General features: G+C 74.2%; 10 protein-coding genes. All 10 read right to left on the reverse strand.

Going from position 1 to position 12,894, the window contains the following annotated elements; all coding sequences use genetic code 11:
- Nucleotides 1-11: 11 nt before the first annotated feature.
- Nucleotides 12-1,097 carry a prephenate dehydrogenase gene (locus ACFYVJ_RS20285; protein WP_388893255.1) on the reverse strand — a complete coding sequence of 362 codons (1,086 nt, stop codon included), beginning with the start codon at nt 1,095-1,097 and terminating at the stop codon, nt 12-14.
- Nucleotides 1,098-1,254: 157 nt separating this feature from the next.
- Complete coding sequence (locus ACFYVJ_RS20290; protein ID WP_388893257.1) at nt 1,255-2,301, reverse strand: pseudouridine synthase; 1,047 nt, start codon at nt 2,299-2,301, stop codon at nt 1,255-1,257.
- Nucleotides 2,302-2,323: 22 nt separating this feature from the next.
- On the reverse strand, nt 2,324-3,109 hold the full coding sequence (scpB, locus tag ACFYVJ_RS20295; RefSeq protein ID WP_388893259.1) for an SMC-Scp complex subunit ScpB: 786 nt from the start codon (nt 3,107-3,109) through the stop codon (nt 2,324-2,326).
- Complete coding sequence (locus tag ACFYVJ_RS20300; protein ID WP_388893261.1) at nt 3,106-4,425, reverse strand: segregation/condensation protein A; 1,320 nt, start codon at nt 4,423-4,425, stop codon at nt 3,106-3,108. The genes scpB and ACFYVJ_RS20300 overlap by 4 nt, the downstream gene beginning before the upstream one ends.
- A gap of 120 nt (nt 4,426-4,545) precedes the next feature.
- Nucleotides 4,546-5,277 carry a hypothetical protein gene (locus ACFYVJ_RS20305; RefSeq protein ID WP_388893317.1) on the reverse strand — a complete coding sequence of 244 codons (732 nt, stop codon included), beginning with the start codon at nt 5,275-5,277 and terminating at the stop codon, nt 4,546-4,548.
- Nucleotides 5,274-6,458 carry a ParA family protein gene (locus ACFYVJ_RS20310; RefSeq protein WP_388893263.1) on the reverse strand — a complete coding sequence of 395 codons (1,185 nt, stop codon included), beginning with the start codon at nt 6,456-6,458 and terminating at the stop codon, nt 5,274-5,276. The genes ACFYVJ_RS20305 and ACFYVJ_RS20310 overlap by 4 nt, the downstream gene beginning before the upstream one ends.
- A gap of 267 nt (nt 6,459-6,725) precedes the next feature.
- Nucleotides 6,726-7,841 carry an alanine dehydrogenase gene (gene ald, locus ACFYVJ_RS20315; protein WP_388893265.1) on the reverse strand — a complete coding sequence of 372 codons (1,116 nt, stop codon included), beginning with the start codon at nt 7,839-7,841 and terminating at the stop codon, nt 6,726-6,728.
- A 138-nt stretch (nt 7,842-7,979) separates the two neighbouring features.
- Nucleotides 7,980-10,331 carry a tetratricopeptide repeat protein gene (locus tag ACFYVJ_RS20320; RefSeq protein ID WP_388893267.1) on the reverse strand — a complete coding sequence of 784 codons (2,352 nt, stop codon included), beginning with the start codon at nt 10,329-10,331 and terminating at the stop codon, nt 7,980-7,982.
- A gap of 117 nt (nt 10,332-10,448) precedes the next feature.
- On the reverse strand, nt 10,449-11,081 hold the full coding sequence (locus ACFYVJ_RS20325) for an NUDIX domain-containing protein (RefSeq protein WP_388893269.1): 633 nt from the start codon (nt 11,079-11,081) through the stop codon (nt 10,449-10,451).
- Nucleotides 11,081-12,847, reverse strand: coding sequence for a CTP synthase (locus ACFYVJ_RS20330; RefSeq protein ID WP_388893271.1), 1,767 nt, complete (start codon nt 12,845-12,847; stop codon nt 11,081-11,083). Before ACFYVJ_RS20330 ends, ACFYVJ_RS20325 begins: the two co-directional genes overlap by 1 nt.
- Nucleotides 12,848-12,894 lie beyond the last annotated feature (47 nt).

The raw sequence follows: 12,894 nt of genomic DNA on the forward strand, positions 1-12,894 counted from the left end.
ACGGGCCTTGTTCACTGCCTCAGCGGCCACCCGCGCTCCCGCAGCGCGGCGGTGAGCGCGTGCGCGGCCGGCGGCTCGACCATGAGCTGCACCCGCCCGGCCTGCTGGCCGGTGGCGTGCTCGATGCGGACGTCCTCGATGTTGACCCCGGCCGCGCCCGCGTCGGCGAAGATCCGGGCCAGCTCGCCCGGCCGGTCGCCGATGAGCACGGTGACGGTCTCGTAGTCCGCGGGGGCGGCGCCGTGCTTGCCCGGCACCCGCTCGCGGCCGGCGCTGCCGCGGCGCAGCACGTCCTCGATACCGGCCGCGCCGGTACGGCGCTTGGCGTCGTCGGCGGCCTGCAGCGCGCGCAGCGCGCGTACCGTCTCGTCGAGGTCGGCGGCGACCTCGGCCAGCACCTCGGCGACCGGGCCCGGGTTGGCGGAGAGGATGTCGATCCACATCGCCGGGTCGGAGGCCGCGATGCGCGTGACGTCCCTGATGCCCTGCCCGCACAGCCTGACCGCGGCCTCCTCGGCGTCCCGGAGCCGGGCGGCGACCATGCTGGAGACGAGCTGCGGGGTGTGCGAGACGAGGGCGACCGCGCGGTCGTGGGCGTCCGCGTCCATCACCACGGGCACGGCGCGGCAGAGCGCGACCAGCTCCAGCGCGAGGTTCAGCACCTCGGTGTCGGTGGTCTCCGCCGGGCTCAGCACCCAGGGGCGGCCCTCGAACAGCTCCGCGGAGGCGGCCAGCGGTCCGGAGCGCTCGCTGCCGGCCATGGGGTGGCTGCCGATGTAGCTGGAGAGGTCGCCGCCCAGCTCCTCCAGGGTGCGGCGGGGGCCGCCCTTGACGCTGGCGACGTCGAGGTAGCCGCGGGCGGCGCCGCGGCGCTGGGCGTCGGCGAGGGTGCGGCCGGTGAGCGCGGGCGGCACGGCGACGACGGCGAGGTCCACGGCCGCGGCGGGCGGCTGGTCGGTACCGGCCCCGAGGGAGGCGGCGGTACGGGCCTGGTCGGCGTCCTCGTCCTGGAGATGGACCGTGACACCTCTGCGGGACAGCGCCAGGGCGGCGGAGGTGCCGATGAGGCCGGTGCCGATGACGAGGGCGGTACGCACGGGCGCAAGGATACGCGGCGGCCGCCACGCGGGGCGCGGGGAGGCCGCCGCGGGCGGCGCCGGGGCCGTACGGGCCCGCGGCGTGCGGGCGCCGCGGGCCGTCGGCTGCTACGGGCGTACGGGTGCTACGGGCGTACGGGCCGGGCGGGCCGGGGCGTCAGAGCCCGACCTCCTTCATCAGCATCCCGACCTCGGTGTTGGTGAGCCGGCGCAGCCAGCCCGACTTCTGGTCGCCCAGCGCGATCGGGCCGAAGCGGGTCCGTACCAGCTTGTCCACCGGGAAGCCCGACTCGGCGAGCATCCGCCGCACGATGTGCTTGCGCCCCTCGTGCAGCACCACCTCGACCAGGTAGTTCTTGCCGGTGTTCTCCACCACCCGGAAGTCGTCCGCCTTGGCGTAGCCGTCGTCCAGCCGGATGCCGTTCTTCAGCCGCTTGCCCAGGTCGCGCGGGAGCGGGCCCTGGATCGCGGCGAGGTAGGTCTTCTTCACGCCGTAGCGGGGGTGGGTGAGGCGGTGGGCCAGCTCGCCGTGGTTGGTGAGCAGGATGATGCCCTCGGTCTCGGTGTCCAGCCGGCCGACGTGGAAGAGCCGGGTCTCCCGGTTGTCCACGTAGTCGCCGAGGTTCTGCCGGCCCTCCGGGTCGTCCATCGAGGAGACCACGCCGACGGGCTTGTTGAGCGCGAAGAAGAGATGCGACTGCGTGGCCACGGTCAGCCCGTCGACCTTGATCTCGTCCTTCTCCGGGTCGACCCGGAGCCCCTGCTCGGTGACGATGCGCCCGTTGACCTCGACCCGCGCCTGGTCGATCAGCTCCTCGCAGGCCCGCCGCGACCCCATGCCGGCCCGCGCCAGCACCTTCTGCAGCCGCTCGCCCTCGGGCTCGCCGAACGTCTTCGGCAGCGCGCGCTGCGGCTTGGTGTGCCGGGCTCTGGCCCGCTCCTCCAACTGCGCGTCGTACTCGCGCGAGCGCGCGGGCCGGGCGGGCGCGCCGCCGCGCCCCCGGCCCCCCTTCCCCGGGCCGCCCGGGCGCTCGCCCTGGGGGGCGCCGGACTTCTCGTACCGCCGCTCCTCCGGGCGGGGCCGTCCGCGCTCCTCGGAGCGGGGACGGCCCTGCCGGCGCTGTTGCGCGTCGCGCTTGCCGCCCGCCCCCCGGGAGTCGGAGCCCGAGGGCTTCCTGCTGTTCCTGCCGCCGCTGCTTCGCATCTACCGTCAGTCCGTTGGTTGGTCAGGTGTCGTCATCCACGTCGAACGACGGGACACCCTCCTGGGACTCGCCCTCCACCGCGTCCGCGTCCGGAAGGAACGGGGCCAGCTCGGGGAGCTCGTCCAGGCCACGCAGGCCCATCCGCTCCAGGAAGTAGTTCGTCGTCCTGTACAGGATCGCACCTGTTCCGTCCTCCGTGCCCGCCTCGGCGATAAGCCCGCGCTGGAGCAGCGTGCGCATGACGCCGTCGCAGTTGACTCCGCGGACGGCGGAGACGCGGGAGCGGGAGACCGGCTGGCGGTACGCGACGACCGCGAGGGTCTCCAGCGCGGCCTGGGTGAGGCGGGACTGCTGACCGTCGAGGACGAAGCCCTCGACGGCGGGCGCGTACGCGGCGCGGGTGTAGAAGCGCCAGCCGCCGGCGACGTGGCGCAGGTCGAAGCCGCGGCCCTGGACGGTGTACTCGTCGGACAGCTCGCGCAGGGCGTCGGTGATCTCGCGGGGGCGGCGCTCGAGCACCTTGGCCAGGTGCTCGGCGGTGACGGGCTCGTCGACGACCATGAGGACCGCTTCGAGGGCCGGGCGCAGCGGGAGTCCGGCGGTGGGGCTCGCCTCCGGCTCCTTCTCCGTTTCCGCGTTCGCCTCCTTCTCCGGTCCCTTCTCCGGTCCCTTCTCCGGCCGGCCGGACGCGGCCGCGGCCGGGGCTGCCGCGGCCGGGGCTGCCGCGGCCGGGGCTGCCGCGGCCGCCGTCTCCGGTACGCCGGCCGCCTCAGCCGCCTCCGGCACGTCCGCCACTGCGTCGCTCATCGCTCGTCCTCGCCTTCGCCTTGCTTCCCGCCGGCCGCGTCCTCGTCGCCGGGCGCCGTGTCGAACTCGTCGGTGACCACCGGCACCACATCCTCCTGCCCCGTCCACCGCACCGTCAGCGGCTCCAGCGCACCCTCCTGGTCGAGGGCCACGGCCCGCTCCCGGTACAGCTCCAGCAGCGCCAGGAAGCGGGCGACGACGGTCAGCGGGTCGGGGGCGTCGGCGATCAGCTCCTGGAAGCTGACCGAGCCGTGCTCGCGCAGCCGGGAGACGACGATCTGCGCCTGTTCCTGGACGCTGACGAGCGGGGCGTGGATGTGGTCGACGTAGACCTGAGGCACGGGCTTGGGCTGCATCGCCTTGACCGCGAGCCGGGCGAAGCCCTCCGGGCCGATGCTGATGACCACCTCGGGCAGCAGCTCCGCGTGGTGCGGCTCCAGCCCGACGGTGCGGGGGTGGCGCTGCGACTCCTCCTCCAGCCGGCGGTGGAAGATGCCCGCTATCTCCTTGTACGCGCGGTACTGCAGCAGCCGCGCGAAGAGCAGGTCGCGGGCTTCCAGCAGCGCGAGGTCCTCCTCGTCCTCGACCTCGGCGGCCGGCAGCAGGCGGGCGGCCTTGAGGTCGAGGAGGGTGGCGGCGACGACGAGGAACTCGGTGGTCTGGTCGAGGTCCCAGTCGGGGCCCATGGCGCGGATGTGGGCCATGAAGTCGTCGGTGACGCGGTGCAGGGAGACCTCGGTGACGTCCAGCTTGTGCTTGGAGATGAGCTGGAGGAGGAGGTCGAACGGGCCCTCGAAGTTGGCGAGCCGGACCCGGAAGGCACCGTCGTCGGGCTCGTCGCCGCCGCCGGTCTCGGTGCCGGGTTCGGGGCCGCTCTCGGGGTCGCCCACGGGGCGGGATCCGGCGGCGGGCTCCGGGGCGCTGACCGGTTCCGGTACGGGCCTGGGCTCGGGGTCGGGGTCGGACTCGGACTCGGGGTCCACGTCGGGTTCCGGGGCCGGCTCTGCCGCCGGGTCCGCGCCGCCGGGCCCCGCGGGTGCGGGCTCGGTCTCCGGCTCGGGGTCGGGCGCGCCCGGCGCCGGGCCCGGCTCGTCGGGCCGCGGAGCGGGGCCGGGGATGGGCACCGGCGGCCCCGGCACGGGCGCGGGCTCCGGCTGCGGCAGGGGCATCGGCTCGGGGTACGGCTCCCGCACCGGATCCGGTTCCACGGGCCGTGGCGCGGGCTTGGTGGGCGTCGCGGCGACCCCGGGGCCGCGACCGAGGGAGCGCCGGGCGGTGTGCGCCGGGCGCTGCGGGTCGTCGTGCCTGTCGTCCATCGCTCGCAGCGTATCGCTCGGAGCGGTGCCCGCCCGGTTGCCGTGAACGTCGGGGCGGCGCCCGGGTCGTCCGCTACGGGCCGCCGGAACCGCACCGGCCGGGACGTACGGGCGCGGGCGTCAGCGGCCGCGCAGGCGGCGTACGAGGATGCTCGCGTCGCCGCGCGACTCCAGGTCGGCCAGCACCACCGCGACGGCCTCGCGGACGATCCGGCCGCGGTCCACCGCGAGGCCGTGGTCGCCGCGGAGCACGAGCCTGGCGTGCTCCAGGTCCATCAGCTCCTCGGCGGAGACGTAGACCGTGATCTTCTCGTCGTGCCGCTCCCGGCCGCTCGGCCGGCGCGCCGCGCCGCGGCCCCGGCCGCGCCTGGGCTGGGCCGCCGCGGCCGAACCGCCGCTCTGCCGCGCGGACTTCGCCCGCGCCTGGGCGGCCGGCTCGCGCTCGCCCTGCCGGGCCCGGCCGCCGGGGGCGGCCTCGGTGCCGGCCTCCCGGCCGCCGTGCTCGGTCGCCTCGGGGTCCCGCCGGGCCGCGGGGGTGGTGGCCGCCGTGCGCTTGCCGCCGGGAGCCGCCGGTCCTGCCTCGCCGCCGGTGCCCGTACGGGCCCGCGGGTCCTCGCCCGCACCGCCGGAGCCGACCGCGTCGTCCGCGCCCGCCTCCTCGGCGTCCGCGCCGGACTCCGCCTCCTGACCCGCCGCGGCCTCCGCGTCGCCCTCGCGGCTCGGCGCGGGTACGCGCGGACTGCCGCCGGCCGCCTCGCCGTTGGCCCGCTGCCGGTCCGACTGCGGTGTGGACGACTGGAGCGCGGTCCCCCCGGTGGTACGGAAAAGCTCGTCGGCCCCGGGCAGGCTCACTCGGCGTGGCACCGGGCGAGCACCTCCCTGGCGAGCTGGCGGTAGGCGGCCGCGCCCACGGAGTTCGAGGCGTACGAAGTGATGGGCTCGCCGGCCACGGTGGTCTCGGGGAACCGGACGGTGCGCCCGATGACCGTGTGGTAGACGTGGTCGTCGAAAGCCTCGACGACGCGCGCCAGCACCTCGCGGCTGTGCACCGTCCGCGAGTCGTACATCGTGGCGAGGATGCCGTCCAGCTCCAGGTCGGGGTTGAGCCGCTCCTGGACCTTCTCGATCGTCTCGGTGAGCAGCGCGACGCCGCGCAGCGCGAAGAACTCGCACTCCAGCGGCACGATCACCTTGTGCGCCGCGGTCAGCGCGTTGACCGTGAGCAGACCCAGCGACGGCTGGCAGTCGATGACGACGTAGTCGTACTCGGGCAGCAGCGGCTTCAGCGCGCGCTGCAGCGTCTGCTCCCGCGCCACCTCGCTCACCAACTGCACCTCGGCGGCGGAGAGGTCGATGTTGCTGGGCAGCAGGTCCATGTTGGGCACCGCCGTCTTGAGCAGCACCTCGTCGGCCGACATACCCCGCTCCATGAGCAGGTTGTAGACCGTGAGGTCCAGCTCCATCGGGTTGACCCCGAGGCCGACGGAGAGCGCTCCCTGCGGGTCGAAGTCCACGAGCAGCACGCGGCGGCCGTACTCGGCCAGCGCCGCGCCCAGGTTGATGGCCGACGTGGTCTTGCCGACGCCGCCCTTCTGGTTGCACATGGCGATGACCTTCGCCGGGCCGTGGTCGGTGACCGGGCCCGGGATGGGGAAGTACGGCAGCGGGCGGCCCGTGGGACCGATGCGCTCCCGGCGCTGCCGGGCGGCGTCCGGGGCGAGGGTCGCGGCGTACTCGGGATCCGGCTCGTAGTCAGCGTCCGGATCGTAGAAGTGACCTTCTGACAGGTCCTCGAAGTCGGAGGTGGCGGACGCGGCGAGTCGTGTGGTGTCCTCGCCGCCGCTCTGGCTGCCGGTCATGGCGTTCACGTGATGACCGTCCATGCTCTGGTATACGTTTCCGCCCTGGTGTGCGTGTGCCGAGAAGGTGTGGACGGCGACGGAGCCGACAGGCGCCTCCACCCCCGAGGAGCCGTGGCCCCGCGCAGGCGTGCCTGGACGACCACCCCCGGGAGCAAATGTCGACTCATTCACAAGTCGTCCTACCTCCTTGGTGACCAGGGCACTTCTCGATTGGTCAGCGTGGCACCATGCCGACGATTGGCGACTCTATGGCGTGTCGGGGTCCCTCAGCAACACAATCCCGCAGACAGAGCACGATGTGTCAGGTGTGGAACACCACTTCGGGCGCCCTGTGCGGCAGTACGGCGGCCGGCCGAACCGCTGGTGACAAGGTTCGGCCGGTGAACCGGAGTTGACAGTGTCGCCGATGTGGTCGACGTGCCGCGCACCTGCGCGAAATCAGCCAAGTACGCGCGCGAGTTCGGTCGCCGGAAGACCGTGCGCTTCCGCTACGGGACCGTAAACGACCTGGCCTTCGTGGGTGTTGAGGCCGAGCGCGAGCGCCGGATCGGCGCGCAGCGCGGCCCGCCAGCCGAGGTCGGCGACCTTGACGATGTACGGGAGCGTGGCGTTGGTCAGCGCGTACGTGGACGTGTTGGGTACCGCACCGGGCATGTTGGCGACGCAGTAGAAGACCGATTCGTGCACCCGGAAAGTCGGCTCCGCGTGCGTGGTCGGACGCGAATCCGCGAAGCAGCCGCCCTGATCGATCGCGATGTCGACAAGGACACTTCCCGGCTTCATCCGCGACACCAGCTCGTTGTCGACGAGCTTGGGCGCCTTCGCGCCCGGAATGAGCACCGCGCCGATCACCAGGTCGGCTTCCACGACCGCCTGCCCGAGGGCGTAGGCGTTGGAGGCGAGGGTGCGCACCTTCGTGCCGAAGACCTTGTCCGCCTCGCGCAGCTTGCGCACGTCGGTGTCGAGCAGCGTGACGTGGAAGCCCATGCCGACCGCGATCTGCGTGGCGTTCCAGCCGGAGACGCCGCCGCCGATCACGACCGCCTGCCCGGGCATCACGCCGGGCACGCCGCCCGGCAGCACACCGCGGCCGCCCTGCGAGCGCATCAGGTGGTACGCGCCGACCTGGGGCGCGAGCCGGCCGGCGACCTCCGACATCGGGGCGAGCAGCGGCAGTTGCCGGTCGGCCGTCTCCACCGTCTCGTACGCGATGGCGGTGGTGCCGGACTCCAGCAGCGCGTCGGTGCACGGGCGGGAGGCGGCGAGGTGGAGGTAGGTGAAGAGCACCTGGCCCTTGCGGAGGCGGTGGTACTCCTCCGCGATCGGCTCCTTGACCTTCAGCACCAGGTCCGCCGCGGCCCACACCGCGTCGGCCGTGGGCAGGATCTCGGCCCCGGCCGCGACGTACTCCTCGTCGGGGATGGACGAGCCGACGCCCGCGCCCTGCTCCACGACGACCTCGTGGCGGTGGCGGACCAGCTCGTGGACTCCGGCGGGCGTGATGGCCACCCGGAACTCGTTGTTCTTGACCTCGCGTGGAATGCCGACCTTCACGATGGATCACGGTCCTTGGGGTGAGGGAACTCGTCAGGCCCCGGTGGGGGTGCCCGCCGCGGCTTGGTCATTCTTAATGAAGGAATCCTCTGAGTCCAGCCTTTGAAACAGGCAGATTTCTGTGATGTGTCGATGGATTCACAGGTCTGCGGCGGCCGGTCTGGCCGCCGGCCCTGCCTTCCGGCCCTCGCCGGCGGCGGGCTCGGTGCCCTCCGCGGAGACGGTCCCGGCGGCGGCCTCCACGGGCTGCGGCACGGGTTCCGCGGAGTCCTCCGGAACGGCCGCGGGGCCGGTCCCGGGGGCACGCTCCCCGTCGTCCCGAGCGTCACCGGCCGCACTCTCCGGCCCGTCGGCGGGCTCCGGTACGGGCTCCGCGGCGGACCCGGCGGCGGGCGCGGACTCGGGCTCGGGCGCCGGCCCGGGCTCGGGCTCTTCCGCACGTTCCGCTTCCGCTTCCGCCTCCGCTACGGCCACGGCGGCGGCCCGCATCGCGGCTGCCTCCGGTACCTGCTCCACCAGCCGCCCAGCCGCCGCCCGGTGCAGCTCCGCGGCCTCCGGATCGCCCACCTCGTCGACGAGGTCCGCCAGCCGCAACTGCACCGCCGCCCGCAGCGCCGTGTCGCCCGAGAGCCGCGCCGCGTCCACCGCGCGCGTACAGGTCCTGATGGCCTCCCGCGGATGCCCCGCGTACTGCTGCACCCGCGCCACCTCCCCCAGCGCCCGCGCGTGCCCGCCGGCGTCCCCGAGCCTGCGGTGGGCCGCCGCCGCCGCGCGCCACTCGCGCAGCGCCCAGCTCCAGGCCCCGGCGTACGTGTGCACCGCGCCCAGCCGTGCCCGCAGCCGCGCCTCGTCGGCCAGCTCGCCGCGCGTCTGCCGCAGCGCCAGCGCCCGCCCGAACCAGTCCGCCGCCCGGCCCCAGTCCCGCAGTTCCTGGTACGCCGCCCCCACCGACTCCAGCGCCCGCCCCACCGGCTGCGGGTCCCGCACCTCGCGCGCCGCCGCCAGCGCCCCCCGGTACCGGCCCAGCGCCTCGTGGGGCCGCTCCGCGCGCAGGTCCAGATCGCCGAGGTTGAGCAGCGCCGCCGCCTTCTCCCACACCAGCCCGCGCCGCTCGGCGACGCCGAGCACCAGCTCGTGCAGCCGGTACTGCTCGGGCGCCGCCTCCGCCTCGCCCCGGTGCGCCCCGAGGGCCCGCGACAGCGCGGCCACCAGCCGCCGCGCCAGCGTGTCCAGCTCCCCGTCGGCGACCGCGATCCTGGCCGCCGCCAGCAGCGAGGGCAGCCGGCTGCGCAGCCACGCGGCGGCGGCCTCCGGCGACGGGAAGCGCAGCGCCCGCGGCAGCCCCGCGAGCCGGGTGTGCACCGCGGATCCCGCGGGTTCCGTGACGGCGCGGCAGGACTGCAGCAGGCGTACGTACCGCTCCAGCATCCGGGCCCGCGCGAGCAGCGTCTCCTCCCGGCCCACGCCCGCCTCCAGCGCCCCGCGCAGCAGCGGCTGCAGACAGCCGGGCACCTCGTACTGCGTGAGGTTCGCCTGGTCCGGCTGCGGCACCTCGCGCAGCAGGCCCTGGCCCGCGCAGTCGGCGAGCGTGGTGCGGGCCGCGGCGACGGTGCAGCCGGCGAGCGCGGAGGCGGAGTGGGCGTCGACGACGCCCGCGGGCGCCAGCGGCAGCAGCCGCAGCAGTTGCGCGACGGACGGCGGCAGCGATTCGTATACGAGCCGGAACGCCCGCGCCAGCGCCTTCGGCCCGGACGGCCGCCCGGCGGACCCCTCGGTGCTGTCGCCCTTGCGGCGCAGCTCCCGTACGGCGTCGGCGACGCACGCTTGCGGGTGGCCGGCGAGCCAGCCGCCGGCGAGCACCAGCGCCGCGGGGTGCCCGGCGCACTCCTCGGCCAGCACGTGCGTGGCCTCGGGGTCGCAGGCGATGCGCGTCTCCCCCGCGTACGAGGCGATCAGCGCCAGTGCCGCCGCGGGCTCCAGCCCGCCCAGGGTGCACGGGCGGACGTCGGGCACGCCCTTGAGCGGGCCCTCGGCGACGGCCACGACGAGGCAGTCACGGGACTCCGGGACCAGTTCGAGCAACTGCTCGGGGGCGGTGACGTCGTCGACGACGAGCAGCGCGGAGCGCTCGGCCAGCGCGGCGCGCAGCTCCCCGGCGAGGTGGTCGGGGCCCGCACCGGCGACCGGTGGGACGCCGAGGGCGTCGAGGAGGTCGCGTACGGCCCGCTCCAGCGGCACCGCCTCGCCGCCCGGTCCCGAGAGCCGCGCGGTGTGCACGCCGCCCGGGTAGTCGGCGGCGACGCCGCGGGCCAGCTCGGCGGCGAGCGCGCTGCGCCCGGAGCCCGGCCGCCCGGCGATGAGCAGCACCCGGCTGCGCGGGGCGGGGCGGCCGGCGAGGGTGTCGAGCCCGGCGCGGGCGATGTCGGCGCGCAGGGCGTCGAGCTCGCGGGTCCTGCCGACGAACCGGTGGGGGGCGGCCTGTTCCGTCACGCCGCGAGCGTAATTCACCCAGCGTGAAGGCCGGGTCACGTGACGGCACATGGCCGAACGCCGGAACGTAAATCACCGCATCGGATCAACCGCCCGGCAGCCCCCCACCTGCGCGGTTCAGGGCGTGAACGGGCGGGCCGGCCAGGGGGCGTTCGCCGGGCGCAGCGTGTCGAGACCGCCGTCCGCGCGAGCCGCCTGGAGCGCCAGCACGCCCAGCATCAGGCAGTTGTTGTGCAGGTCCCCGGCGAGGGCGCCGCGCACCAGATCGGCCACCGGCACGCGGTCGATCATGAGGTCCAGCTCCTCGCCGTGGGCGGCGTAGCGCTCCCCTTCCGCCTCGGTCACCCCGCGGGCGAGGAAGACGCGCACGGCCTCGTCGCAGCCGCCCGGGGTGGTGTAGACGTCGACGAGCACGCGCCAGTCGTCGGCCCTGACGTGCGCCTCCTCGTACAGCTCGCGCTGGGCGGCGTTCAGCGGGTTCTCGCCCGGAACGTCGAGGAGTCCCGCCGGGATCTCCCAGAGCTTGTGCCGTACGGGGTGGCGGTACTGGTTGAGCACCAGCACGCGGTCCTCGTCGTCGAGGGCGAGGATGGCGACCGAGCCGGGGTGGACCTGGTAGTCGCGGCGGGCCACGGTGCCGTCGGGCATCACCACGTCGTCCGTGCGCACGGACGTCTTGGCGCCCTTGAACGGCGTCTCGGAGGCGACGATCTTCCACTCGGCCGCGGTGTCCTTCATCTGCTCCGCCATCACTTGCCCCCCTCGCGCACGACGGCCACCGGCTTCTGCGCACCCGCGTGCCCGCCGTGCGGGCCGGCCTGCTGCTGCACGCCGCCCTGCTGCTGTGCTCCGGTCTCCTTGCCCGCGTCCTGCCCGGCCGCCTCGTGCCTGGCGACGGCGGCCTTCAGCAGCCCGGCGAAGAGCGGGTGCGGCCGGGTGGGCCGCGAGCGCAGCTCGGGGTGGGCCTGGGTGGAGACCAGGTACGGGTGCACCTCGCGCGGGTACTCCACGAACTCCACCAGCTTGTTGTCCGGGGAGGTGCCGGAGAACGAGAGGCCGGCCTTCTTCTCCAGCTCGCTGCGGTAGGAGTTGTTCACCTCGTAGCGGTGGCGGTGGCGCTCCTCGACGTACGGCTGGTCCGCGTACGCCTCGCGTACCACCGAACCCTCCGCCAGCTTGGCCGGGTAGAGGCCCAGGCGCATCGTGCCGCCCATGTCGCCCTCGCCCGCGACGATGTCGAGCTGCTCCTCCATGGTGGAGATCACCGGGTCGGTGGCGGCCTGGTCGAACTCCGTGGAGTTCGCGCCCCCCATGCCCGCGAGGTTCCGCGCCGCCTCGATGACGATGCAGTGCAGGCCGAGGCAGATGCCGAGCAGCGGCACCCGGTTCTCCCTGGCGTAGGTGATAGCGCCGATCTTGCCGTCCACGCCGCGCTCGCCGAAGCCGCCGGGGACGACGATGCCGTCCACGTCCGCGAGGTGGTTGCGGGCGCCCTGGGGCGTGCGGCAGTCGTCGGACGTGACCCATTTGATCTTGGCGCGGGCGTTGTTGGCGAAGCCGCCGGCGCGGATCGCCTCGGTGACCGACAGATAGGCGTCGGGCAGGTCGATGTACTTGCCGACGAGCGCGATGGTCACCTCGTGCGCCGGCTCGTGCACGCGCCGCAGCAGGTCGTCCCACTCGGTCCAGTCCACGTCCCGGAACGGCAGGTCCAGCTTGCGGACGACGTACGCGTCCAGGCCCTCCGCGTGCAGCACCTTGGGGATGTCGTAGATCGACTTGGCGTCGATGGCGGCAACGACGGCGGCCTCGTCGACGTCGCACATGAGCGAGATCTTCCGCTTGATCGCCGCCGGCACCTCGCGGTCCGCGCGCAGCACGATCGCGTCCGGCTGGATGCCGATGCTGCGCAGCGCGGCGACCGAGTGCTGGGTCGGCTTGGTCTTCAGCTCGCCGGACGGGCCGATGTACGGCAGCAGCGAGATGTGGACGACGAACACGTTGTCCCGGCCGACCTCGTGCCGCACCTGGCGGACGGCCTCCAGGAACGGCAGCGACTCGATGTCACCGACGGTGCCGCCGACTTCCGTGATCACCACGTCCACGTCGTCGGAGGACATGCGGCGGATCCGGGACTTGATCTCGTTGGTGATGTGCGGGATCACCTGCACCGTGTCGCCCAGGTACTCGCCGCGGCGCTCCTTGGCGATCACCGAGGAGTAGACCTGGCCGGTGGTGACGTTCGCCGAGCCGTCGAGGTCGACGTCGAGGAAGCGCTCGTAGTGCCCGATGTCGAGATCGGTCTCGGCACCGTCGTTGGTGACGAAGACCTCGCCGTGCTGGAAGGGGTTCATGGTGCCGGGGTCGACGTTCAGATACGGGTCGAGCTTCTGCATCGTGACCCGCAGCCCGCGCGCCTTGAGCAGGGCACCCAGGCTGGAGGCGGTGAGCCCCTTGCCGAGCGAGGAGGCGACGCCTCCCGTGACGAAGATGTGCTTTGACGTCGTGGATGGCATGGCCAAGAGGGGCTCCCGTGGTCGCTGATGAGGTGCGTGGCGGGGTG

It is taken from the genome of Streptomyces sp. NPDC004134, assembly GCF_042874195.1.
GTDB lineage: Bacteria > Actinomycetota > Actinomycetes > Streptomycetales > Streptomycetaceae > Streptomyces.

What these genes read in the sequence shown, in the direction of transcription:
- ACFYVJ_RS20290 (WP_388893257.1), bottom strand. Translation starts at nt 2,301, where the DNA reads ATGCGAAGCAGCGGCGGCAGGAACAGCAGGAAGCCCTCGGGCTCCGAC.
- scpB (WP_388893259.1), bottom strand. Translation starts at nt 3,109, where the DNA reads ATGAGCGACGCAGTGGCGGACGTGCCGGAGGCGGCTGAGGCGGCCGGC.
- ACFYVJ_RS20300 (WP_388893261.1), bottom strand. Translation starts at nt 4,425, where the DNA reads ATGGACGACAGGCACGACGACCCGCAGCGCCCGGCGCACACCGCCCGG.
- ACFYVJ_RS20325 (WP_388893269.1), bottom strand. Translation starts at nt 11,081, where the DNA reads ATGGCGGAGCAGATGAAGGACACCGCGGCCGAGTGGAAGATCGTCGCC.
- ACFYVJ_RS20330 (WP_388893271.1), bottom strand. Translation starts at nt 12,847, where the DNA reads ATGCCATCCACGACGTCAAAGCACATCTTCGTCACGGGAGGCGTCGCC.